The following is a 22,807-nucleotide window of genomic DNA, read 5'->3' as shown; positions in this document are numbered from 1 at the left end:
ACCTAAACTGGTGACGATAAACTAGAAAATAGCACGAATACTTCTCCTTTTAACTGCCTACTCATGATCCTTTTAAGCCTCTTGCAAGTATATAAACTTCACGGGACCGCCCCCTGGATGCTTTAGGTTTACGAATAGCCACTGTTTTAAAACGGCGTTTCATTTCAGCCAGCAAGGCATCAAAGCCCTCGCCCTGAAATACTTTAATTAAAAAACCACCTTCCGGCATCAACACTTGCAAGGCAAAATCCAGGGCGAGTTCAGACAGATACATCGAGCGGGGAATATCAATACTTTCATTACCGCTCATGTTAGGCGCCATATCGGAAATAACCCAATCAGCTTTTGCTGGTGCCAGCTTGTCCAGAAGGGCTTGTAAAATTGTCTCGTCGGAAAAATCGCCCTGAATGAAGTCCACGCCCTCAATCGGCTCCATGGGCAGCAAATCCATAGCTATCACACGGCCGCACGGTTTCACCAGCCTTGCAACTACCTGAGACCATCCGCCTGGTGCAGCGCCCAGGTCGATGACCGTCATCCCTGGCTTAAACAAGTGACCGCGTTCCTGTATCTCAAGCAGCTTGTAAACAGCGCGTGAACGATAACCTTCCTGTTGTGCCTGTTTGACATACGGATCAGTGAAATGTTCTTTAAGCCACCGGCGGCTACTGCTTTTATTGGCCATTAAATATATGTGACCTCAATAATTTCGTATGTCATCGACCCTTCCGGTGTTTTTACTTCCACATTGTCGCCTTCATATTTACCAATTAAAGCACGTGCAACGGGCGAAGTAACCGAGATTTTATTCTCGTTTATATCCGCTTCATCTTCGCCCACAATCTGATAAGAAAGCGAAGCGCCTTCCGGTGTGGTCAATTTTACGGTTGCGCCGAAAATAACTCTTCCTGTATTTTCCAATTGCGTCACATCAATGATATGCGCAACGGAAAGCTTGGATTCTATTTCCTGGATACGGCCTTCAATAAATCCCTGTTGTTCGCGCGCCGCATGATATTCAGCATTCTCTTTCAAATCACCATGCGCCCTCGCTTCAGCGATCGCATTGATAATTTTGGGCCGTTCAACCTGCTTTAAACGGTTCAGTTCTTCGCGTAATTTTTCAGCGCCCGCTGTTGTCATTGGTACTTTCTGCATCCCGATTACCCCTACACTGGATTTACACATTTATTGTCTTCTATGCTTTTGCTGTCGATTTAAAAGTTAATCCTTTTAAATCAAACATTGGCCATGCCAGCAAGGACTCGCATGACCGGTTGGAAAGTGACTTCACTGCAATTTGCCGCAGGTTTTGCAGATCAATCAGAATTTCATATCCTCAAAAAACTTCTTTACCTTGTTAAACCATGAACTTGATTTTGGGCTGTGCTTGTTATTGGCAGACATGGTTTTCTCAAACTGTGTCAGCAATTCTTTTTGCTTGGCCGTCAAATTCACGGGCGTTTCAACCTGCACCTTGCAAAGCAAATCACCCGGATCGCCGCCACGCACGGAGGGCACGCCCATGCCTTTTACACGAAATGTTTTGCCGGTTTGTGTTTCCGGCGGAACTTTCAGTTTAACGCGGCCATTTAAGGCAGGCACTTCCAGCTCGCCGCCGAGTACAGCCGTGACAAAGCTGATGGGAACTTCGCAATACAGGTTTTTACCATCGCGCTCAAAAAGTGCGTGTGGCAAAACCTGGATTTGAATATAAAGATCACCCGGCATGGCGCCCGCTTCGCCTGCCTCCCCTTCTCCACTCAAGCGAATGCGATCACCGGTATCCACCCCTTGCGGTATCTTAACTGAAAGTTTTTTATTTTGCCTGTGTCGTCCACGTCCATGGCAGCTCGAACAGGGATCATGGATCACTCGCCCTTTTCCCTGACAGCTGGGGCAGGTCTGTTGCACCGTAAAAAAGCCGTGCTGCATGCGTATCTGGCCATAGCCTCCGCAATCCGAGCAAGTCACAGGCTGCGCGCCTTTGCGTGCGCCACTGCCAGCGCACTCGCTGCACTGCACCAGCGTCGGGATCATAATTTCTGCCGTTTTGCCGTAGACCGCTTCTTCCAGCGTTATTTCCAACGTATAGTGTAAATCGCTGCCGCGCTGGGGACCGGCGCCGCCTCGACCACCGAAAATATCGCCGAAAATATCACCGAAAATATCGCCGAAATTCATGCCGCCAAAACCGCCTGCCGCGCCATTGACACCGGCGTGACCGAATTGATCATAAGCAGCGCGTCTTCTGCTGTCAGACAAGACTTCGTAGGCTTCTTTAATTTCCTTGAACTTGTCTTCCGATGCTTTGTCGTGCTGATTGCGGTCTGGATGATATTTCATTGCCAGGCGGCGATAGGTTTTTTTGATTTCCTCATCGCTCGCATTGCGTGAAACCCCTAAAACTTCGTAATAATCATGCTTGGTCATGGCGCCACTTCGTTATAAAAACATAAAAAACACAGGGCGAGCAGTTGTCCTGCTCGCCCATTTCCTTCCACAAGCAGGCGAATCACCTGCTGGCGGGTTTACTTGTCATGCTTGGTTTCGTCGTCCTTCACTTCTTCAAACTCAGCATCGACCACATTTTCATCTTTCTTTTGTGATTCCTGTCCGCCACCTGGCTGCTGGCCTGCAGCCTGCTCGCCTTGGGCTTGTGACGCATACAAACGTTCGGCCATTTTGGCAGAAGCATCCGTCAGGTCCTTTGTTTTTGCTTCAATCTCATCTTTATTGTCAGACTTGATGGCTTCTTTCAACGCTTCAACCGCTTTCTCAATGGCTTGCCGCTCATCCGCGCTGACTTTGTCACCCGCTTCTTTCAAAGACTTGGTCACAGCATGAATCATGTTATCAGCCTGATTACGCACAGCGACGAGATCATGGAATTTACGATCTTCAGCCGCGTGCTCTTCCGCATCCTTCACCATGCGCTTGACTTCATCCTCGGTTAATCCGGAAGAAGCCTGGATCTTGATGGACTGTGCCTTGCCAGTTGCCTTATCTTTTGCGGAAACATGCAAAATACCATTCGCATCAATATCAAAAGTCACTTCAATTTGCGGCATGCCGCGCGGCGCGGGTGGGATATCCGCCAGATCAAATCGACCCAGCGACTTATTGGCTGATGCCATTTCACGCTCACCCTGCAGCACATGAATCGTGACTGCTGTTTGATTATCTGCAGCTGTTGAAAAGGTTTGAGTCGCACGGGTTGGAATCGTCGTGTTTTTCTCGATGAGTTTGGTCATCACACCACCCATGGTTTCGATACCCAGCGAAAGCGGTGTGACATCCAACAGGAGCACGTCTTTTATCGCGCCTGACAGTACTGCCCCCTGAATAGCAGCGCCGATAGCCACGGCTTCATCCGGATTAACGTCTTTACGCGGATCCTTGCCAAAGAATTTACGCACGGTTTCCTGTACCAGCGGCATACGCGTCTGTCCGCCCACCAGGATGACGTCATCAATCTTGTCGGTTCCGAGGTTTGCATCCTTGAGCGCAATCTTGCAAGGCTCAATGGTACGTTGAACCAAGTCTTCGACCAGCGATTCAAGCTTTGCGCGTGTAATCTTGAGATTCAAGTGCTTGGGTCCGCTGGCATCTGCGGTGATGTAAGGCAGGTTAACTTCCGTTTGTTGGGTGGAAGAAAGCTCAATTTTCGCTTTTTCAGCGGCTTCTTTAAGACGCTGCAGCGCAAGCGGGTCCTGACGCAAATCAATGCCGGACGTATTTTTGAATTCATCAATGAGATGATTAATCAGGCGCTGATCAAAATCTTCACCACCCAGGAAGGTGTCGCCATTGGTAGAAAGCACTTCAAACTGGTGCTCGCCATCGACTTCAGCAATTTCAATGATAGAGATATCGAATGTACCGCCGCCCAAGTCATACACAGCAATCTTGCGATTACCCGGCTTCTTGTCCAGACCATACGCAAGCGCTGCCGCGGTGGGTTCATTAATGATACGTTTCACTTCGAGACCGGCAATGCGACCAGCATCTTTCGTTGCCTGGCGTTGTGAATCATTAAAGTAGGCTGGCACGGTAATGACCGCCTCTTTCACTTCATGACCCAGATAATCTTCCGCTGTCTTTTTCATCTTCATCAGGATCTGCGCTGACACCTGCTGCGGCGCCAGGTCTTTATTTCCCAACACTTGCACCCACGCATCCCCGTTTTCAGCCTTGACGATGGAATAAGGCACGGTTTCCTGGGTTTTACGCACCATCGGATCGTCATAGCGACGGCCGATAAGGCGCTTGACCGCATAAATTGTGTTCTTGGGGTTCGTCACTGCCTGATGCTTGGCAGGCTGTCCTACCCGGATTTCATTATTATCAAGATAAGCAACAATAGAGGGCGTCGTGCGCGCACCTTCTGAATTTTCAATGACTTTAACCTTGTCTCCTTCCATGACAGCAACACAGGAGTTCGTGGTGCCTAAGTCTATGCCTATGATTTTATTCGTTGCCATATTATTCTCCGCTTGTTATCTATCTATTAAACATAAGGGCATTTATTCATATTTCAATGCTGACAAGGGATAGCCAAGACAAGAAGCACCTGCCGAGATGTATGACCTGCATTGAAAATAGCCATCCTGCCCCCTTATAAATTTTTATTCTTTCCCTTTGGCCACCGTGACCAGCGCCGGTCGGATCAGGCGGTTATTGAGGGTATACCCTTTTTGCAAAACGGAAATCACTGTACCGGGCTTCGCTGTATCCGTTTCCTGCATGGAAATAGCCTGCTGGAATTCAGGATCAAAAGGCTCCGAAAGCGGATTGACTTGTTTGATGCCGAATTTCTCAAAAGCGGTATAAAACATTTTTAGTGTTAAACGCACGCCTTCGATAACGGACCCTGCCGCTTCCTGCATCTCGTTTGGTACATTGGAAATACACAGTTCCAGACTATCAACAATGGGCAACAGCTCTGCGACAAATTTTTCAAGCGCGTACTTGTGCGCATTGGCCACATCTCGCTCTGCGCGGCGCATGGCATTCTCACTGTCAGCCTGCAAACGGAGTGCCCGTTCCCAGTTTTCGCTAGCCTTTTTCTCTGCCTCATCGAGCTTTTGCATTAACTCCTGATATGAAGGGTGCTCCAGCAACTCGGTCAGTTTACTTTTATCAGAATTTGATTCATTCTCAGCATCATGATCAGGCGTATTTTTTTTCATACCAGCCTTTCTCCTTTTTTCTTTCTTTATCGAATTAACCTATTATAGGCATGTATATATGGACGAAATGACGAGATTCAAGGTAGGTTATGAGGTAATTCATATCGGGGTGTGAACATGCCGTCACAGTTTAAAGTCGTTGGAATTATGGGAAGGGTCAAAAACCCGGGCGTGATTGAAACCTTGAAAGCGCTGATCCAGTACCTTCGCCACCTTGGCCAGACATTATTGGTGGATGCGGAAACGGCTGCAGCCATTAATGACCCTTCCCTTCCCAGTATTCCCAAAGAAGCATTGAGCAAACGCTGCCAGCTCCTTATTGTCGTCGGCGGTGACGGTAGCCTGCTGCATGCGGCGCACACCGTCGTCGAGAGTGAAATCCCCGTACTCGGCGTCAATCGCGGACGACTGGGTTTTCTGACTGACATTCATCCGACGGAGCTTCAGAAGATCAAATCGATACTGGAGGGAGAATTCAGGCTGGAAAAACGCTTTCTGGTGACAGCGACTGTTGAATATCACGGCAAGATACTGGGCCAAAGTGATGCGCTCAATGAAGTCGCGCTGATCCCGGATTCCGTACCTCACATGAATGAATTTGAAATTTATATTGATGAGCAGTTCGTCTGCAGCCAGGATTCGGACGGCGTCATTGTCGCCACCCCCACTGGTTCCACCGCATATGCACTCTCAGGCGGCGGCCCTATTCTGCATCCTGAACTGGATGCCATTGTTATCGTGCCCATGTTTCCGCACACACTCAGTATTCGCCCCATTGTCATTCAGGGCGATCATCGCATTACCATTATCATTACGCCCAATAATACCGCCACACCGCGCCTCACCTGCGACGGCCAGGCTTTCATCAGCACGCCGCCCGGCAGCCACATCACCATTCGCAAGAAGCCGAAGCAGTTACATCTCATTCATCCTGTGGATTATGATTATTATGAAACCTTGCGCAGTAAGCTGCATTGGGGACATAAACTTCAGTACGTGGAATAAACTATGCTGACACAAATTCATATTCGAGATTTCGCTACAATCCAGGAACTGCAACTGCATCTCAACAATGGCTGCACCATGATCACGGGTGAAACCGGCGCGGGAAAATCAATTTTCATCGAAGCCATTGAGCTCGCGCTGGGTGGGCGCGCGTCGCAAAACATTGTCCGCCCCGGCAAGGACAAAGCAGAAATTAGCCTCTGTTTTGATGTCACGCACTTTCCCAAAGTCATCGAACGGCTGCAGAGCATGGATCTTTATCAAGGTGCACCAGAATGCATCATTCGCCGGATCATCACGAGCGATGGACGTTCTCGGTGCTATATCAACGGCTCGCCTTCTACTGTTCAGCTGGTTAAAGAGTTAGGCGAACGCCTGTTTCACCTGCATGGCCAACATGAGCAGCAGGTATTGCTGCAAGCGGAAACCCAGCGCGAAATGCTGGACCGTTATGCTGACCAGCTGCTGCTGGCAGCAGAAGTAAAAAGGCTCGCGGAAGAGTGGAAGACGATAGACCAGCAAATTAAAAATCTGCGCGACAAATCCGCCGAACGGGTGCAGCGCGGTGATTATCTGCGCTTTCAGTTAGATGAATTGCAGGCCGTGGACTTAAAGCCCGGCGAATGGGAAACACTGGAAGCCGAACATCATCGGCTCACCCATGCGGAAGAATTGCTGCATCATCTCCAGCACACCCTGCAATTGATCGCGGAGGATGACAATCAGAATGCCCTGTCATTACTCAACAACATACGCAAGCTGCTGGAATCCATTCAGCCCATTGAATCCAGGGCAAACGAATGGATCACGGTACTGAATTCTATTCTCATTCAACTGGGCGACCTTGAATCTGACTTGCGAAATTACCTTGAGCAGACGGAACTTGATCCGGAAAAACTGCATGCCATTGAAACGCGTGTCAGCCAGATTTTCAATCTGGCCCGCAAACACAAACTGAATCCGCCGGAGTTGGTGAATTTTCAAAAGCAATTATCAGACGAACTTAACGCACTGAATTCGAGCGATGAAGACATCATTCAACTGGAAATGCAACAGAAAAACGTGCAGCAGCAATATGCCGAACAGGCTGAAAAGCTGAGCCTGGCACGAAAAAAAGCCGCGGCCAAACTGGAAAAAGAAATCACTGCCACCATGCGTTCGCTTTCCCTGCCGCATGGTGAATTTAAAATAGAACTGGAAAAAGAACCTGCGTTGCTATCGTCTCATGGCAATGAAAAAATCGTTTTCCTGATCAAGACCAACCCTGACCAGACGCTGCAAGCGCTCAAAGTGATCTCAGGCGGCGAACTGTCCCGCTTGAGTCTCGCGGCCCATTTGGCGCTTGCGAGCCGAACCAATATTCCGACCCTCGTCTTCGATGAGGTGGACACTGGTTTAAGCGGTGCAACAGCAGAGAAAATTGGAAAATTACTGCGAAAACTGGGCGATTCCTACCAGGTTTTTTGTGTCACACATCAACCGCAGGTCGCCGCCTGCGGACACCATCACTTGTTTGTTGAAAAATATTTCGTAGAGAAAAGCACCCATACCCGTTTGCGCCTGCTGGGTCCGGAAGAAAAAACCCGCGAAATTGCACGCATGCTGGGAGGCGAAAAAATTACTGAAAAGACCCTTGCGCATGCCAGAGAAGTGTTGCAAGGCGTTTAATTCCAAGGACTGCAGGAAAGAAATCCCAAAAGAAAGTGCAAATCAAAGTAAACTCTGTAGAGCCCCTTGGTTTGCACGGATTGAGAAGTTGAGAGAAAGTCGTTTAACTAAATCTTCTTGGCAGCAGACTTATTACTTCTGACGAGTCACCTCCAATGCCATTTGTATCCGGCACACAGATTTGAACTGGGGTTCTGGATTGTTTTACGTGTTCCATTTTTACAAAACCCGCAGCATTTTTTTTCGTCCCGGGCTCAAATGTGTTTTTGGTTTCCACATAATTTTCTTCGGTTTTTAATGGGATGTATGGATTCTTTTTGAATAACTTCATGAGAGTCCCCTCTTTCAACTGATTGAATGCTGATGTTTTTCAGCCAGCAAGATAGCATGGCCATTCATTTTTTTGCTATCCCTTTTTCTGGCACTTGGCGCAAATGCCATAAATATTTAAGCTGTGATCTGTAATGGCATAACCTGCCTGCTTGGCTATTTCTTCCTGACGCGTTTCGATGACTGGATCGACGAATTCTTCCACACGGCCGCATTTCACACAGACCAGATGGTCATGATGCTCGCCCGTATCCAGTTCAAATACCGATTGGCCTCCCTCGAAATGGTGCCGCATTACCAGGCCCGCTTCCTCAAACTGCGTAAGAACACGATAGACCGTCGCAAGCCCAATCTCGACTCCCGAATCAAGGAGAATACGGTATATATCTTCTGCGCTCATGTGGTGTTCCCTGGCCGTCTCCATGATTTCAAGAATCTTCCGGCGCGGGAGCGTAATTTTGAGGCCCGCCTTTTTGAGATCTGTCTTGTCCAATGCTATGCTCTCCCTCTTTCATAAAACATTATTTGTCATTGCCCCTTTTTCCATTAAAATGGCGCAAACACTCATTATAAGTAAAGGTATTTTACATGAAAAAATTGATTTCTCTTGTCCTGATCAGCTTTTTTGTCACCGGCTGCTTCTTCCGCGTTCACAAGATCGACGTAGATCAAGGCAATATTATCACGGAAGAAAATGTACGCGAGCTCCATAAAGGCATGTCTCAAAGCCAGGTAAAAGAAATCATGGGTAACCCGGTACTGGTGAATATCTTTACGCCTGAGCGTATGGATTATGTCTATACGCTGCAAAAAGGTCACGAGAAAATGAGTGAAAAACGACTTACGCTGGTTTTCCGCCGCGGTACATTGCAGGAAATCATTCAAAATTGATGCTGCAGCGTATCAATTGAAATTTACTGTCACTTTCCGGCGGTTTTTTTCGCTTTTAATCGCCGGGCCTGTTTGGGATCGATAGTCAGTGGTCTGTAGATTTCAATCCTGTCACCTTCTTTTACCCCGTCAGAAAGCCGGCGTGCCTTGCTGAAGATCCCTACTTTTTGCTGGGTCAGATCAATCTCAGGGAAAAGCGCAAGCATGCCTGAACGGTGAATAGCTTCTTCGATCGTGCAGCCCGCTTCCACTTCAAGCGCCAGAATGCGCTGCTGATCGGGAAGCGCATAAGCCACTTCTATTTTAATCAGCTTACTCATGACCATACAGCTCTGTTGCGCGCTTGCAAAATGCATCCACCAGGGTATTTGCAATATGCTGGAACACAGGCTGAAAGAGACGGTCAATGAACCCACCTGCGAATTCGAATTCAAGGTCGAGCAGCACTTTGCAGGCATGCGTATCCAGCGGTTGAAATTGCCAGATGCCCTCCATATGCTTCAATGGCCCGTTTATCAGCTCAATCGTCATGCGCTCATAAGGATAAAGACGGTTGCGGGTCGTAAAACTCTTGTGGATACCTTTCCAGTTGATTTCCAGTTCAGCAACCACTTCTTCCTCGGTGCGGCTAATAATCTTGCTGCTATGACACCAGGGCAAAAACCGCGGGTAATCTTCAATGCCATTCACCAGTTCGAACATCTGGCGGGAGGTATAAGGCACCAGGGCGCTTCTTTTTAAAATATTCATGTTGATTCCTGACAAAAAGAACGGTAATTATATGGCATCCTATGAAACAGACGCAAAAGACAAATACATCTATCGCGGTTAATCGAAAAGCGCACCACGAATACTTTATCGAAGATCGCTTTGAAGCAGGGCTGGCACTTGAAGGCTGGGAAGTCAAAAGCCTGCGGGCAGGACGCGTCCAACTCGATCAGGGCTATGTGCTCATCAAGAACGGTGAAGCGTGGCTGTTTGGCGCCCTGATCACCCCTTTGCAGACGGCTTCAACACACATCCATCCTGATCCGCAGCGCAGTCGAAAATTGCTTCTGCAGCGTCGTGAGCTCAATAAGCTGATCGGTAGTGTGGAACGCCGCGGCTTTACCGTGGTACCGCTTTCCCTGTATTGGAAGAATAACCGAGTCAAGCTTGAAATTGGCCTCGCAAAAGGTAAAAAATTGCATGATAAACGCGCGACAGAAAAAGAGCGCGATTGGGAACGTCAGAAGCAGCGCCTGTTTAAGCGGTAAATTTCTTCTCCTGATAAAAGGATTTTATGATGAAAAATATCTCTGTTTTTGCGGGTTTCGTCCTGGCCACTCTCTGCACCACTTCCCTTTTTGCCCATGGTGAAGACAAGCCTGGGCCACATGGCGGCTTCATTCGTATGCCCGGCGCATTTCACACGGAAGTCATGGCGGAAAAAGCAGGTCTTCGTATTATGCTGCTTGATATTAATTTCCAAAACCCTACTGTCGAGGACTCTTCTGTCAAAGTGACCCTGAAGGCCGATAATAAAGAAATTCTGTTGAAATGTAAGACTGATAAAGATTCTTTCTTCTGCCCCATGACCGGGCATCTGCGGGAGAAAAAAGGCATATTGGCCATACAGGCCATGAGGCATAAGGCAAAAGGGGCTCAGGTTGAGTATCCCTTCCCTTTACAACAGGCATAGAAAGCGTGTAAAAGTATCTATCCGATTGATGATGAAGAATTTTCAAGGAGGCTTCAGGCTTCCTTAATATTTAAGTCATTTAATCAACTATACTTTTGAATGGGGGCGACCTGGTTTCGACGTGGATTGCGAAGCTTGAGGCGCATGCCGAGGACGTAACTTAACCTCGTAAAAAATGTTACAAACTTTATAGATGCCAACAAAAAACGCATCGCTGTTAACGACGCAAGCATGCTTGCGTTAGCCGCCTAAACACCGGCGCAGCACCGCTCACCAACTGGGCTTGTACGGTTGGATGTTTACGCAAGTAAACTAGGGCGGTCATAGATACAAGCTCGCAGGATGATCTGCCCGAGATCAAACTGCTAAACTCAATAGGGCTCGCTGCTTTAACATCCTTCCAGCCGGAGGTGAGGCAGTTAAATCAAATGACTGGATAAGCATGTAGACCCGATAGTAGAGGGTTCGCGGACGCGGGTTCAATTCCCGCCGCCTCCATAATTAAGTAATTAATTGATTTATATATTAATTCTGCTTCACTCATTGAAAACAGACTTATCAAAAAATCTCCTTTTTTATTCCATTAGAAAAAAACATCGAGCGGGTTGATCTAAGATGGCGTTAGGCCTAACTTGTTGCCCACCTTTCTATCTTTCTTAACCACTCCATTAGATTATACCCCATAGGGTATGAAATTGATTTCATCCCTTACAGGGTATAGAATTAAATTTACACCCTATAGGGTGTAAATTGATTTTTCTTAGGAGTTAGCAGATATGTTAATTCGTTCACCCAAAGAACTTGCGCTGCTTATCGTTAATCAACGCAAAAAGCTTAAGTTAAGCCAAACGGAAGTTAGTAATCTAGTTGGATTAAAACAAAAAACAATTTCTGCATTAGAAAACAAGCCAGAAAGTACACAACTAGATACATTATTTCGAGTATTGTCAGCTCTTAATCTAGACATTCAGTTGTTATCTAAAGATGAAATACCCACAACCAAATGGAAAGAAGAGTGGTAATAATGAAATCACGTAATCGCATTCTAAATGTTTTAATGAATGGTATTTTGGTTGGTAAATTAGAAAAAACCACCCAAGGCAGCTTGACATTTAGTTATGATCAAACATGGCTAAATACACCTGGCGCGCGCCCCATTTCATTGTCATTGCCGTTAGTGAAACAATCCTTTGCTGGTGATGTTGTTTATAATTTTTTTGATAACCTGCTTCCAGACAATCAACAAATCAGAGCTCGCATTCAAGCCAAATTTCATGTCGGGACAAACCAGCCATTCGATTTATTAGCGAGTATAGGTAGAGATTGCGTAGGAGCTATCCAACTTATTAATGGCGAAATACCAATTTTTAAAAAGAAAATTAATTTCGAATCATTAGAAGAAAAAGAAATAGCATCCATTTTAAGCAGCTATCTAAATAATCCACTTGGCATGACAGATACCGCTGAAGAATTTCGAATCTCGATTGCGGGCGCACAAGAAAAATCAGCTTTTTTATATCATGATGGCAAATGGTGCAGACCGCTTGGCGAAACGCCGACCAGCCATATTTTCAAATTACCCATTGGTTATATTCAACATCAACAAATGGACTTAAGTGATAGTTGCGAAAATGAATGGTTATGCGCGCAAATTGCCAGTGCTTTTGAGTTGCCTGTCGCAACATGCGAAATTCTTTATTTTGAGAATGTTAAAGTACTTGCGGTAGAACGATTTGACCGAAAAATGGCTAGCGACAATACCTGGTTAATGCGACTACCACAAGAAGATATGTGCCAAGCATTAGGCATTTCACCCAATTTAAAATATCAATCAGATGGCGGCCCAGGAATCAATGAAATTATGCGATTACTGCTTGGTTCTGCTGCTCCGGTTGCAGATCGAGATATGTTTTATCGATCACAAGTCTTATTCTGGTTGCTAGCAGCAATCGACGGTCATGCAAAAAATTTTAGTGTCTTTATTGAACCCGAAGGAAAATATCGCCTAACACCACTCTATGACATCATGTCGGCTTATCCGTTGATGGCCAAGAAACAATTACAAGAAAAAAAAATAAAAATGGCCATGGCACTGCAAGGCAAAAATATTCATTATCATTGGCACAATATACAGCGCCGGCACTTTCTAGAAACAGCAAAAGCCGTTAATTACTCTCCTGAAAGAGCAGAAACAATTCTTGACGACATGTTACAGCAAGTCGATTCCGTGATAGAACAAGTATCCGAGAAATTACCCAAAAAATTTCCCAGCAATATATCTCAACCTCTATTTGATGGGATGCGAGAGATGAAGAAGAAATTGGAGAAATGAAAGAGAAGTTAGGGAAATCGTATGCGCTAGAAACGGTTTCGGGGTGAGGCCCTAACTTGTTGACTTAATTGATTGATACTTAATCTCAGCTAATTCATTATTAGTTTTGCTGTTTCTTTTAATCGACGCAATGTAAGCCCGGTTGCCTTTAAATACTTAATGTTTGCAACCAGGATGTTATTTAAAAGCTGTATTAACTATTAGGGAAAGGTAATACGCTTCCGATCATGGGAGGATTATCCATAATAATGACGCCTTGCTTTCCACTATAAGTATATGTGACTTCATAGCCCTTTTTAATACTTGTTTTCACATAGTGAGTCGAACAGACAGTGGAGTGAACTATGTGAGACTGGGGAGCATTCATACTGTTTTGTACGCTGTTGCCTGTTAAAGCGCCAATGGCAGCGCCTGCTGCAGTTGTTACAAGACGGCCATTGCCTCCACCGACTTGAGAACCTAAGAGTCCACCTGCAACACCACCAACGACTGCACCTGCGCCAGGCGTATGGCTTTCTTGGGACTCATACACAACACGTCGCACATCTCGGCAACGCTGTTTTGGAATAGAGGCAGAAACATAATGCGGTTTTACATCTATTACTTGAGCAGTTGGTGCAGGAGGTTGTGGTTGTTCTACAGCTTTTTCCACAACAATTTTTTCAACGACAGGTTTCTCAGTTGGTGCTTGAGTTAAAGGGCTTTGTAAAATGAATTTCATTGCCAACGTTGTTAATATAACAATGATAGCAATACCAGCAACACCGCCTAATATAAATAAAGTTTTTTTACCTTCATGACTCATTTCATCACCTCTATTATTTAATGCAGGGGAAGATAACTATTTGAAACGGACCAAATTTGTATCAAATTTTATATATATTTATTAATTTGAGCGAAATTGTACCACAGGTTGCTACTCATGCAAGCAGACTGTGCAAAATATGATCATATTTTGCATATTATCTTTAAAAATCAATCGACTGCCATGTTCTGCTTAAATACGATAGGGTTCAAAGAGAGGGAGCAACGAGAGGGTGAAGCATAGATTCTGGGTCAGGCCTGACACTGTTTTTGGGCTTAAACTTAAAATAGAATGGGACAACCAATTAAAACAGGCGCGTCAGGGAGAGAAATTGATGACCAATTGGAAATTAAATGAATATCACCGATGGAAACTGCAGGATTACAAAAAATTTATAGAAAAAAATACAAAACCCAAACCGCAGAAAAACAGATTTAGCCTTCCTTCTTTAGGAAATATACCTTCCTTAGAAAATATACCTTCATTTGATTTCCAGCCAATGAACAGTCATGTTTATCTACGAAGTAATATCTATATAAAATTATCAAATAACCAGATTGGACTATTATGTTTTTTATTATTCATCCATTCTTGTTATGGCAATGAAACTCAATATATTTCAGATAGCGCGAGCGCCACTTTATCCAATTTGAATCTGTTTAATATGATTCGTTACGAAGGTTTGCCCATAAAAAATATTTCAGGCCATGTAACAAATTGTCATTCAAAGCATATAGGAATATCAGCAGGTAAAGTTTGTTTAATTAACGGCATCAAACATGTAATGAAAGCGATTGCCAATAATCATACAAACCTTGAATATGCTCATAACGGTTTAATTTGCCTTTATTATAATAAATTTGTCAGGAATAATTTAGAAATTAAAATGCCGATTATAAGCATCGCTTACCAAAAAAATGGTGTATGCAAAGCCAGGAATAGATTGATTGGGCTGTCCACTATTAAGGCTGATTATTACACCATATCCAAATGGGACGATGATTTTAAACCTGCCGACACAATCATCAGCAAGGACATAGGCAAAAAAAATAACCGCAAACGCATCACAGATAAAATCGGTGAAGATGGGTTAGTTAAGATAATAGTAGCAAGCACATTTTTCTATGACATGATAGAAAACCTCAATAACTGGGGATTTGACAGTCATGGCTTGATGATTGTAGATGCAGACCTTCCTTATATTCTATTTTCCGACGATTACAATTCACCCGAAGAGGCGTATTATAGCGGCGCGGATGTAATGTTAGGAAAGATAGAAAAAAATTTTGGCATTACGCTTTCCTTGCGGGATGTTATGGAAATGAAAAGTAATTATCTTCGAATGGCCGAGATGGAACCGCCACAACTGCACAGAAAGGTTAATCTTTCCGCTAACTTTTATAGAAAGTTAATTGATTCATATAGTCAAGTTTGCGATGACGTTATTCAAGAAATAAATATAAAAAATCCAGCCTTGTTGCCCGATATGCCATCCCATTTAATAACTAGGGAATTTCAAAAAAACCTGCGTAACTATTACACGCCAATAAAAAACATGAAAAAATCACAAATAGCCCGGAGGTAATTTCCGTTACACCCACGCCTGTGCCGTCACTTTTGTTCGAGCTCGAACTGCCAGTTTCAGTAACGCCGGTTGCCAATCGTTGCACTAAATTTGGAGCTGATTTGAGGGAATGTGCAAAAAATCATGTTATGATATTTTTTAATTCAATCAGTTAGCTAGTCAATAGCGTTAACAATGGCTGGGCATGCTGCGCGCTATACCGCATATAATTTTAGCAAGAATGGTCAAATTATTACGTTCCAGAAGCAGTATCCTTGTTCGCGTAAATTAAACAACAAAATGAACGAGAGTAAAGCATGAATTATCAGCATCAATTAAATAAAGTCATTGAGTATATCGGCAAACATCTTGACGAGGAACTCACACTGACCCAATTGAGCCGTATTGCCTGCTTCTCAAAATATCATTTTCATCGTTTATTTACTGCTTATACCGGATTGTCTTTACAACAGTATATTCGCTGGCTGCGATTAAAGCGGGCCGCGCATCAGCTGATTATTGATAAAGATCGATCCATTATTAACATTGCAATTGATGCGGGATTTGAATCCCATGAAGCTTTTTCACGTGCATTTAAACAAACCTGCGGCATGAGCCCAAGTGAGTTTAGACATGAAGCAAGCTGGCATATGTGGGAACAACCACCCTATTCGTTGCCTCAACAAGGTGAAATAACAATGAACGTAACCATAAAAAACATAAGTGCTAGGCGTTTGGCGGTAATAGAGCATCGTGGTGACCCTAAGCGCGTAGGAGACAGTGTCAACAAGCTGGTTAATTGGGCCAAAGCGCAGCCCATCAGCCTTAAGCCAGTGCCTGGTGAAGCCTTTGGATTTGCTTATGATGACCCAAAATCAACGCCTGCTACAGAGTTTCGTTTTGATCTTGGCATCACCGTTCCAGAGCAGTTAACCCTGAAAGGTGAGGTGATTGAAAAACGGCTGCCCGCTGGCCGATATGCCGTAGCGATGCATAAAGGATCACGTGATAATATCAGCGATACGATTTATGCATTATACCGCGATTGGCTGCCGAACTCTGGTGAGGAATTAGCCGATCTACCCTGTATTTTTTGCTACTACAACTTTGACCATGAAGTAGCGGAAACGGAATTGCTAACAGAATGTTGGTTATTATTGAAATAATGTGATGGGGGACGTTTTATTACGTCCCCTTTTCCATACTTTGTCTTCTCTGTAAAATACCGGCTGGTTCCAATGCTATTTTTTGATTAAAGGAATAGTAAATGAAAAAAATCAGACACCAACTCATTCGTAAATTCCATGAATCAAAACAAGCACCGCTGTGGAAATGGATAGTCGTTATCTTGATAGTAATAGCCATGCCGTTATTTTTTTCGTTTGTAAACATGATGCAAACTCAGCAAGCGTTAGATGATGAACAAGAAGAGGAAGCAGCCCCGGAACCTGCACAAAACGAAATGAAAAACAGCTAAACTTACTCATGCTTACCAAGGCTAACGTTTTTAAGAGATCCTATTCATGGCTACCACCGACAAAATACATATCGATGTCACTCTCGTGCGGCGGCTTATCGCGGCACAATTTCCGCAATGGACGCATCTTCCAGTCAAGCCGGTCGAATTCGGCGGTTGGGACAATAGGACCTTCCATCTTGGCGAGCACATGACGGTCCGGCTCCCCAGCGCTGCGATATATTCACCGCAAGTAGAAAAAGAACACCGCTGGTTACCGAAACTGGCACCACACCTGCCTCTCCCAATCCCCATCCCTTTGGCCATGGGGAAGCCCGCTGAAGGATATCCGTGGCATTGGTCCGTCTACCAGTGGCTCGCCGGCGAAAGTGCGTCTATTGAGCACATCACCAATCTCCGCCAATTCGCCATAGCGCTGGCTGAATTCCTGGCTGCGCTGCAGCAGATTGACACTGCCGGTGGACCGCCAGCGGGACCGCAAAATTTTTATCGTGGCGGCCGGCTCGCAATCTATGACGCAGAAACCCGGCAGGCAATCGCCAAGCTTGGTAATGAGACCGATACTGAAACTATGATAGAAGTATGGAATGCAGCCCTCGCTTCCACCTGGCAAGGCACGCCCGTCTGGGTTCATGGTGATGTCGCAGTGGGTAACTTGCTCGTCGACAAAGGCCAACTAAGCGCAGTCATTGATTTCGGACAGCTTGGCATCGGTGATCCAGCATGCGATCTTGCGATTGCATGGACATTCTTCAACGCGGAAAGCCGGAAAGCATTTCGCGCAGCTCTGCCACTGGATAGCGCTACCTGGGCACGTGGCCGTGGCTGGACACTATGGAAAGCCTTATGCGCACCTCTGCCCGGCACCAGTCGCCGCGAAGTAGACAAGATTATTAATGAAGTGCTTGCTGATCACAAACGCGAAAGATATTAACGATAACGAACTCGCAGAGATTATCTTATTACCAACAATAATATTGATCTGTTGAAAGATCATTTCTACTGTGTAGAAGAAAAGCTAAAAGAATACATTGCAAAAACAACATTAGAAACCCATGAAACAGAGCCAACATCTAACCATTGAATAGATTTTAATCCTCATACTATAATCAATCCCGATTATTAGTCGCAATCATCTACAACACAATAACAAGGAATAACGAATGATCTCGCGCCAAGAAAAAATCTTAGCTGGCTGGGGCAAGTATAGGCAGTCCTTACCTAGCCATATCACGCGGGCTAATAATGCACTCAAACGGCATAGCACTATCATCGCTCTCAGGAAAGATCCTTCAGTTTACCCTGAGGATTTTGAAGAAGCGCGAAATATTCTCACCAAGCTATACAAGATAAATGATGATTTGGTTTTCTTTCAGAAGAAGTTCCAAGCTTTAGAACTGAATAGCCAACAGATCAGAGGCACTGTCTATGAATTAGCTAATAACCAGCTTGCTGTATTGTCCTGCTTAATCGAACTCAACAAAATCCTCGCTGACAATCATATGTACCAGTGGGAAAAATTTAAGAAAAACAAGAAGCTGGAGCCTATCTCCAAGGCACACCAATATGCACAGGAAGCCTGGCGGATTTGGAATGAAAATCCCTATCTGGAAAATAATCGAGACGATGCCTTGAAAAATTTTGTGTCGCATGTTGAAGATCGCTATAACTCCTGCGTTAATCCGGACAAGGCCAAATCGGGCACCAAGCTGGAACGGTTATTAACAGAAGCGCGAAACATACAAAATAAAGAACGCGCTTTTAAAAAATTTGATGAAGCACTGGAAGAAGCTAAAGCATCCAGTGATCTCATCGCTCAGTTCAAGATATTGTGGGAACAAGGAAGAGATTATACTGATTGCCTCCATAATTCTCTCAGGGAAAATGCTTCAGCAAGTGAAATCAATCACGTCCAATCCATCGTGGACAAACTAGTCGATTGTTATACCAGGGCATTAAATATCATACGCCAGATAGAGAATGCAAATAAGAACAAAACGGTAATTGATTACAGCTCGGGCATTTGCATTGATCTCATCTTCTTCACGAAGCTATATCTTACAATGGCATCATTCCCCTCTATTGCTAATGACCAGGCCAAAAAGGAAGAACTGGTAAGAAATGCCATGACTGCACAACAGACAGGCAATGAATTTGCCAACGTCTGCCGCGAAAACCATGAAGATTATGCATTGCTCAAGCAGGAAATTGAGCAAAAATCACAACACCTGGAAAAAGAAAGCGCCGAACGGATCGCTGAAAAAGAGGAAAAAGAAAAAGAACAAAGAGCAAAGCATCAGCTGCAAGAAGAGTACGATTTAAAATTTGAAGAGTTACTGCAATCCTTTCCAGAGCAGATCAAACCCAAAAAAGTTAACCATCACGATTCCACCGCAACGATACCTTCTTCCGAAGATAAAATCCCAGAAGAGGACGACGAAGCCATGCTGTATATTCAGGACGAAGGACCGCTTGCCTCACTGGTTTACGTCAATTTCAAAACACAACCGCCACCACCACCGCCTCCTTGCATTTACTTTAAAAGCGAGGAAACCTATCTGCACCAACTGAAAATGGCCAATGAAGCGGGTGATATCTTCGGTCAAATCCAAGCTTATACCGATGCTGCAGAGTATTACCGCGCCAGAGCAGAAAATGACTTGAAACATCATTCGCGCCAATTAGAATCCGCCATTAGCAATCTGGAGGCAGCCAAAAATTATTTATTGGAGGCAACCCAGCTTCTCCAGCAAGCCAGACAAAATCTACAGTTTGATCAAAATTCACTTGCTCCATTTGAAAAAGCGACCAAACTTGTTCTGGAAAATACAGAAGCGTTACTTACCAAAACTATCCAGCAGCAAATCAGAAAATGTGAACGCCTGAACAGAATACACGATGAAGTGAAAGCTTATATTATTAAAAAGTACGGAAAAGCAGCCTGGTTTAAACACACGACTTTTGACTGGGACACCTTATCTTCCAAAGCAAAAATACGTTTATCTTCTCAATCTCAACTCGGCCAATTGCAGTATCTTGATTTTGAAGTCCATCAGCTGATCGGATGCCTGCGGCCACCGCTACTGAATCCCTCAAATGTGCCAGCAAGTTTGCCGCCACATCCAGAAAATAGCCTGCCTGTCAGCACAGATTTTCAACTGACGAGACAAGTCACACGGGCACACATTAAATACAGTTTTTTCAATCAAGAAGGTCAGCGGATTGGCCCACTTGTACGCAGCTTGTCCCATGAATCTTTCTTTGAACCTGCTGACATAGCCATCAGAAACGAAGAACGCAAAGGCTACGGCAGGCAATAACAGCGGAAAGGCAAATAGAAGAAAAGTCTATCAGTCATCATTACGCTGACTAATAGGCTTCAAAACGCACTTATCAAGTTAATAATTAAATACAAATCGAGGACGTTATGTTTGGATTTTTTGATAACATGCCAGCAGATTGCATCAAATACATTTTACTAAAAACCACACGCCAAGATCAGGCCCGTGCAGCACAGCTGAACAAGCAATTTAATACACTGGCAAATGATCCATTACTGGATTTATACAAATACAAATTCCTTAACGTAGGATTTTTACTGGGCGACTGCCTGGTGAAATTAGCCAAAATCGGCAAAACAGCACCGTATGAATATATGATCTTCCTTATTGAAAAAGGCCAGATAAAGAAAAATTTTTGGATAACCTCTTCACATGCCCAGTCCCTGCTTCCCCTCGTTGCAAAGGGCAACATTGAAGACATCATTAGACTATTCCGAGCATGGCAAGATCCACTTTTTCGCGCTTCAGCCACGCTGTTAGAGGAACAACTGCGGCGCTTGGAAAGCAATATTGTCGCCTGCCAGGAAAAAGATTTCAAATGTGAGAACGCGATCAAGCCTCCCTCACTTTAAACCAGCGCATGAGATGGTTCTTGCACGTTTTTTTTATGTTCCTGAATGGCCTTCAGAAAGAGCTGGCCATAATTTTCCAGCTTCTTTTGTCCTACGCCATTGATAGTTAAAAACTCCGCTTCACTGGCGGGGAAATAAGCAGACATTTCAATGAGGGAAACATCACTAAATATAATAAAGGGAGCCACACCCATTTTTTCCGCCAGTCGCTTGCGCAATGCGCGGAGTTTCTCAAATAATCCTCTATCATATTCAAGCCCTGGCGCTGCTTTTCTGTCTGTTTTTTCGCGTTTTGAATGCGTCTGTTTCTTTTCTTTTGGTGCATTCAATTTTGTGCGAGGCTTGGCAAGAATGAGTTTTTGCTCGCCGCGCAAAAGCGGCCGCGCGTGTGATGTCAAACGCAAGACAGAATAATTCGCAATGTCCTGCTCAAGATAGCCTAGGTGAATTAATTGTCTCAATACGCTATGCCATGCTTCCAGGCTCAAGTCCTTGCCTATTCCATAAGTTGAGAGGCGCTCGTGGCCCAGTCGTTTGATTCGCTGGTCATCACTGCCGCGCAGGATATCAATAATATAGTTGGCTCCATAGCGCTCGCGAACCCGATAAACACAGGATAATGCCTTTTGCGCATCCACCGTGCCATCATACGTTTCAGGTGGATTGAGACAGATATCGCAATTATCGCAGTCGACGGCGAGTTGCTCATTAAAATAATTCAGTAAAACACGGCGGCGGCAGGTTTGCGATTCAGCAAACGCGGTCATGCAATTTAATTTATGCAATTCGATACGCTGCTGTTCAGCATGGCTGTTTTTTTCAATCAAGGATTTGATTAGGGCGATATCATTCAAGCCATAAAGCAGTAAAGCTTCTGAAGCTAATCCATCCCGCCCCGCCCGGCCTGTTTCTTGGTAATAGCCTTCAATGTGTTTGGGCAAATCATAATGTACTACAAACCGCACATTGGGTTTATCTATTCCCATACCAAACGCGATGGTAGCAACAATAATATTCACATTGTCCCGCTGAAAAGCAGATTGTGCCATATGTCGCTGGCTGGATGATAATCCGGCATGATAGGGCAGCGCAGAATAACCGTTGTCTTGTAATTTTTCCGCGACTTCTTCCACGCGCTTGCGGCTGAGACAATAAACAATACCCGATTCGTTCTTTTTGTCCTGCAGAAATTCGGTCAACTGGTTAAAAGGCTTTTGCTTTTCCAAAATGGTGTAACGAATGTTTGGCCTGTTAAAGCTTGCAATATGTACATTCGCACTAGTAAGTTGCAAACGCTGCGTGATGTCAGTTCGCGTTTGTTTATCCGCTGTTGCGGTCAAGGCAATAATAGGCACAGCGGGGAAATGCTGTCGCAATTGCCCCAGTTGCAAATACTCGGGCCTAAAATCATGGCCCCACTGCGAGACACAATGCGCTTCGTCAATCGCAAATAAGGCCAGATCCAGATCTTTAAGACGTGTTAAAAAAGCGGGTGACATGAGCCGTTCTGGCGCGATGTAAAGAAAATCCAGTTCTTCATTATGCAGCTTCGCCAGAACTTGCCTGGCCTCGGCTTCTGCCAAGGACGAATTATAATAAGCCGCCGCCAGGCCGTTTGCCTTCAGGGACTCGACCTGGTCCTGCATGAGCGAAATCAGCGGCGACACCACAATCGCCACTCCTGGGCGAACCAATGCAGGCACTTGGTAACAGAGGGATTTACCTCCACCCGTAGGCATCAACACAAAGTTATCATCGCCAGCTATCACGCTGCGGATAATCTTTTCCTGAAGGGGGCGGAAACGGTCATAGCCGAAAGTATCGCGAAGAATGTCTTGTATATCTGCTTGCTGCATCGGCGAATCCATGCTTGTTTTTGTTAAAATCTAAAAATTGGGTGCATATAAAGGCACTTGTATCAGCGTTAAGTTTTTAACCTCAGCGCAGTC

General features: G+C 44.9%; 24 protein-coding genes and 1 other RNA gene. 14 read left to right on the top strand and 11 right to left on the bottom strand.

The window, feature by feature from the left end; genetic code table 11:
• Positions 1–61 precede the first annotated feature (61 nt).
• The 5 genes from rlmE to grpE form a co-directional block, all read right to left on the bottom strand.
• Positions 62–685, bottom strand: coding sequence for a 23S rRNA (uridine(2552)-2'-O)-methyltransferase RlmE (gene rlmE, locus AQUSIP_RS03305; RefSeq protein ID WP_114833521.1), 624 nt, complete (start codon positions 683–685; stop codon positions 62–64).
• Complete coding sequence (gene greA / locus AQUSIP_RS03300) at positions 685–1,158, bottom strand: transcription elongation factor GreA (protein ID WP_114833522.1); 474 nt, start codon at positions 1,156–1,158, stop codon at positions 685–687. The genes rlmE and greA overlap by 1 nt, the downstream gene beginning before the upstream one ends.
• A 165-nt stretch (positions 1,159–1,323) precedes the next feature.
• Positions 1,324–2,433, bottom strand: coding sequence for a molecular chaperone DnaJ (gene dnaJ / locus AQUSIP_RS03295; RefSeq protein WP_114833523.1), 1,110 nt, complete (start codon positions 2,431–2,433; stop codon positions 1,324–1,326).
• Positions 2,434–2,531: 98 nt separating this feature from the next.
• Complete coding sequence (gene dnaK, locus AQUSIP_RS03290) at positions 2,532–4,484, bottom strand: molecular chaperone DnaK (RefSeq protein WP_114833524.1); 1,953 nt, start codon at positions 4,482–4,484, stop codon at positions 2,532–2,534.
• 144 nt (positions 4,485–4,628) lie between these two features.
• Positions 4,629–5,222, bottom strand: coding sequence for a nucleotide exchange factor GrpE (gene grpE, locus AQUSIP_RS03285; protein ID WP_267896341.1), 594 nt, complete (start codon positions 5,220–5,222; stop codon positions 4,629–4,631).
• 87 nt (positions 5,223–5,309) lie between these two features.
• Here grpE and AQUSIP_RS03280 point away from each other — a divergent pair, with 87 nt between their 5' ends.
• Positions 5,310–6,197, top strand: a complete 888-nt coding sequence (locus AQUSIP_RS03280; RefSeq protein ID WP_114833526.1) for an NAD(+) kinase — start codon at positions 5,310–5,312, stop codon at positions 6,195–6,197.
• A 3-nt stretch (positions 6,198–6,200) separates the two neighbouring features.
• Positions 6,201–7,865 carry a DNA repair protein RecN gene (gene recN / locus AQUSIP_RS03275; RefSeq protein ID WP_114833527.1) on the top strand — a complete coding sequence of 555 codons (1,665 nt, stop codon included), beginning with the start codon at positions 6,201–6,203 and terminating at the stop codon, positions 7,863–7,865.
• Between the two features lie 103 nt (positions 7,866–7,968).
• Here recN and AQUSIP_RS03270 read toward each other — a convergent pair whose 3' ends face one another.
• Together AQUSIP_RS03270 and fur are read right to left on the bottom strand one after the other, a co-directional pair.
• A complete protein-coding gene (locus AQUSIP_RS03270) occupies positions 7,969–8,196 on the bottom strand; it encodes a hypothetical protein (protein ID WP_114833528.1) in 228 nt (75 codons plus the stop codon).
• A gap of 75 nt (positions 8,197–8,271) precedes the next feature.
• On the bottom strand, positions 8,272–8,688 hold the full coding sequence (gene fur, locus AQUSIP_RS03265) for a ferric iron uptake transcriptional regulator (RefSeq protein ID WP_114833529.1): 417 nt from the start codon (positions 8,686–8,688) through the stop codon (positions 8,272–8,274).
• A gap of 95 nt (positions 8,689–8,783) precedes the next feature.
• Between fur and AQUSIP_RS03260 the strand changes: the two genes are divergently transcribed.
• On the top strand, positions 8,784–9,086 hold the full coding sequence (locus AQUSIP_RS03260; RefSeq protein WP_114833530.1) for an outer membrane protein assembly factor BamE: 303 nt from the start codon (positions 8,784–8,786) through the stop codon (positions 9,084–9,086).
• 29 nt (positions 9,087–9,115) lie between these two features.
• On the opposite strand, the gene AQUSIP_RS03255 is transcribed toward AQUSIP_RS03260, so the two are convergent.
• A complete protein-coding gene (locus AQUSIP_RS03255) occupies positions 9,116–9,406 on the bottom strand; it encodes an RnfH family protein (protein WP_114833531.1) in 291 nt (96 codons plus the stop codon).
• Positions 9,399–9,836, bottom strand: a complete 438-nt coding sequence (locus tag AQUSIP_RS03250) for a type II toxin-antitoxin system RatA family toxin (protein WP_114833532.1) — start codon at positions 9,834–9,836, stop codon at positions 9,399–9,401. Before AQUSIP_RS03250 ends, AQUSIP_RS03255 begins: the two co-directional genes overlap by 8 nt.
• A gap of 41 nt (positions 9,837–9,877) precedes the next feature.
• Between AQUSIP_RS03250 and smpB the strand changes: the two genes are divergently transcribed.
• From smpB to AQUSIP_RS03225, 5 genes are all read left to right on the top strand, one after another.
• On the top strand, positions 9,878–10,342 hold the full coding sequence (gene smpB, locus AQUSIP_RS03245) for an SsrA-binding protein SmpB (RefSeq protein ID WP_114833533.1): 465 nt from the start codon (positions 9,878–9,880) through the stop codon (positions 10,340–10,342).
• A 26-nt stretch (positions 10,343–10,368) separates the two neighbouring features.
• Positions 10,369–10,767, top strand: a complete 399-nt coding sequence (locus tag AQUSIP_RS03240) for a hypothetical protein (protein ID WP_147277456.1) — start codon at positions 10,369–10,371, stop codon at positions 10,765–10,767.
• Between the two features lie 101 nt (positions 10,768–10,868).
• Positions 10,869–11,268: a transfer-messenger RNA gene (ssrA, locus tag AQUSIP_RS03235) on the top strand.
• Positions 11,269–11,543: 275 nt separating this feature from the next.
• Positions 11,544–11,789, top strand: a complete 246-nt coding sequence (locus tag AQUSIP_RS03230; RefSeq protein ID WP_114833535.1) for a helix-turn-helix domain-containing protein — start codon at positions 11,544–11,546, stop codon at positions 11,787–11,789.
• Positions 11,790–11,791: 2 nt separating this feature from the next.
• Complete coding sequence (locus AQUSIP_RS03225) at positions 11,792–13,099, top strand: type II toxin-antitoxin system HipA family toxin (RefSeq protein WP_114833536.1); 1,308 nt, start codon at positions 11,792–11,794, stop codon at positions 13,097–13,099.
• Between the two features lie 193 nt (positions 13,100–13,292).
• On the opposite strand, the gene AQUSIP_RS03220 is transcribed toward AQUSIP_RS03225, so the two are convergent.
• Entirely contained in the window at positions 13,293–13,904 is a 612-nt protein-coding gene (locus AQUSIP_RS03220) for a glycine zipper 2TM domain-containing protein (protein ID WP_114833537.1), read from the bottom strand.
• A 334-nt stretch (positions 13,905–14,238) separates the two neighbouring features.
• Here AQUSIP_RS03220 and AQUSIP_RS03215 point away from each other — a divergent pair, with 334 nt between their 5' ends.
• The 6 genes from AQUSIP_RS03215 (at position 14,239) to AQUSIP_RS03190 (ending at position 20,858) form a co-directional block, all read left to right on the top strand.
• Positions 14,239–15,489, top strand: a complete 1,251-nt coding sequence (locus AQUSIP_RS03215; RefSeq protein WP_148326083.1) for a hypothetical protein — start codon at positions 14,239–14,241, stop codon at positions 15,487–15,489.
• 296 nt (positions 15,490–15,785) lie between these two features.
• Positions 15,786–16,634 (top strand): AraC family transcriptional regulator, encoded by an 849-nt coding sequence (locus AQUSIP_RS03210; RefSeq protein ID WP_114833539.1) that lies wholly within the window; start codon positions 15,786–15,788, stop codon positions 16,632–16,634.
• A gap of 101 nt (positions 16,635–16,735) precedes the next feature.
• Positions 16,736–16,945, top strand: a complete 210-nt coding sequence (locus AQUSIP_RS03205; protein WP_114833540.1) for a hypothetical protein — start codon at positions 16,736–16,738, stop codon at positions 16,943–16,945.
• A 46-nt stretch (positions 16,946–16,991) separates the two neighbouring features.
• Entirely contained in the window at positions 16,992–17,879 is an 888-nt protein-coding gene (locus AQUSIP_RS03200) for an aminoglycoside phosphotransferase family protein (protein ID WP_114833541.1), read from the top strand.
• A 229-nt stretch (positions 17,880–18,108) separates the two neighbouring features.
• Complete coding sequence (locus AQUSIP_RS03195) at positions 18,109–20,265, top strand: hypothetical protein (RefSeq protein ID WP_114833542.1); 2,157 nt, start codon at positions 18,109–18,111, stop codon at positions 20,263–20,265.
• A 107-nt stretch (positions 20,266–20,372) separates the two neighbouring features.
• Complete coding sequence (locus tag AQUSIP_RS03190; RefSeq protein ID WP_114833543.1) at positions 20,373–20,858, top strand: F-box protein; 486 nt, start codon at positions 20,373–20,375, stop codon at positions 20,856–20,858.
• On the opposite strand, the gene recQ is transcribed toward AQUSIP_RS03190, so the two are convergent.
• Positions 20,855–22,714 carry a DNA helicase RecQ gene (recQ, locus tag AQUSIP_RS03185; RefSeq protein ID WP_114833544.1) on the bottom strand — a complete coding sequence of 620 codons (1,860 nt, stop codon included), beginning with the start codon at positions 22,712–22,714 and terminating at the stop codon, positions 20,855–20,857. The two genes, AQUSIP_RS03190 and recQ, sit on opposite strands and share 4 nt — an antisense overlap.
• Positions 22,715–22,807: the final 93 nt, after the last annotated feature.

The sequence above is a fragment of the Aquicella lusitana genome, assembly GCF_902459475.1.
Classification (GTDB): Bacteria; Pseudomonadota; Gammaproteobacteria; order DSM-16500; family DSM-16500; genus Aquicella; species Aquicella lusitana.
The sequence above is the reverse complement of the archived record's forward strand: the minus strand, read 5'-3'. Positions and strand labels throughout refer to the sequence as shown.

Bases quoted from the DNA above. Each gene is read 5' to 3' on its own strand.
- rlmE (WP_114833521.1), bottom strand. From the start codon at position 685: ATGGCCAATAAAAGCAGTAGCCGCCGGTGGCTTAAAGAACATTTCACT.
- greA (WP_114833522.1), bottom strand. From the start codon at position 1,158: ATGCAGAAAGTACCAATGACAACAGCGGGCGCTGAAAAATTACGCGAA.
- dnaJ (WP_114833523.1), bottom strand. From the start codon at position 2,433: ATGACCAAGCATGATTATTACGAAGTTTTAGGGGTTTCACGCAATGCG.
- dnaK (WP_114833524.1), bottom strand. From the start codon at position 4,484: ATGGCAACGAATAAAATCATAGGCATAGACTTAGGCACCACGAACTCC.
- AQUSIP_RS03280 (WP_114833526.1), top strand. From the start codon at position 5,310: ATGCCGTCACAGTTTAAAGTCGTTGGAATTATGGGAAGGGTCAAAAAC.
- recN (WP_114833527.1), top strand. From the start codon at position 6,201: ATGCTGACACAAATTCATATTCGAGATTTCGCTACAATCCAGGAACTG.
- AQUSIP_RS03270 (WP_114833528.1), bottom strand. From the start codon at position 8,196: ATGAAGTTATTCAAAAAGAATCCATACATCCCATTAAAAACCGAAGAA.
- AQUSIP_RS03260 (WP_114833530.1), top strand. From the start codon at position 8,784: ATGAAAAAATTGATTTCTCTTGTCCTGATCAGCTTTTTTGTCACCGGC.
- AQUSIP_RS03255 (WP_114833531.1), bottom strand. From the start codon at position 9,406: ATGAGTAAGCTGATTAAAATAGAAGTGGCTTATGCGCTTCCCGATCAG.
- AQUSIP_RS03250 (WP_114833532.1), bottom strand. From the start codon at position 9,836: ATGAATATTTTAAAAAGAAGCGCCCTGGTGCCTTATACCTCCCGCCAG.
- smpB (WP_114833533.1), top strand. From the start codon at position 9,878: ATGAAACAGACGCAAAAGACAAATACATCTATCGCGGTTAATCGAAAA.
- AQUSIP_RS03240 (WP_147277456.1), top strand. From the start codon at position 10,369: ATGATGAAAAATATCTCTGTTTTTGCGGGTTTCGTCCTGGCCACTCTC.
- AQUSIP_RS03230 (WP_114833535.1), top strand. From the start codon at position 11,544: ATGTTAATTCGTTCACCCAAAGAACTTGCGCTGCTTATCGTTAATCAA.
- AQUSIP_RS03225 (WP_114833536.1), top strand. From the start codon at position 11,792: ATGAAATCACGTAATCGCATTCTAAATGTTTTAATGAATGGTATTTTG.
- AQUSIP_RS03220 (WP_114833537.1), bottom strand. From the start codon at position 13,904: ATGAGTCATGAAGGTAAAAAAACTTTATTTATATTAGGCGGTGTTGCT.
- AQUSIP_RS03215 (WP_148326083.1), top strand. From the start codon at position 14,239: ATGACCAATTGGAAATTAAATGAATATCACCGATGGAAACTGCAGGAT.
- AQUSIP_RS03210 (WP_114833539.1), top strand. From the start codon at position 15,786: ATGAATTATCAGCATCAATTAAATAAAGTCATTGAGTATATCGGCAAA.
- AQUSIP_RS03205 (WP_114833540.1), top strand. From the start codon at position 16,736: ATGAAAAAAATCAGACACCAACTCATTCGTAAATTCCATGAATCAAAA.
- AQUSIP_RS03200 (WP_114833541.1), top strand. From the start codon at position 16,992: ATGGCTACCACCGACAAAATACATATCGATGTCACTCTCGTGCGGCGG.
- AQUSIP_RS03195 (WP_114833542.1), top strand. From the start codon at position 18,109: ATGATCTCGCGCCAAGAAAAAATCTTAGCTGGCTGGGGCAAGTATAGG.
- AQUSIP_RS03190 (WP_114833543.1), top strand. From the start codon at position 20,373: ATGTTTGGATTTTTTGATAACATGCCAGCAGATTGCATCAAATACATT.
- recQ (WP_114833544.1), bottom strand. From the start codon at position 22,714: ATGCAGCAAGCAGATATACAAGACATTCTTCGCGATACTTTCGGCTAT.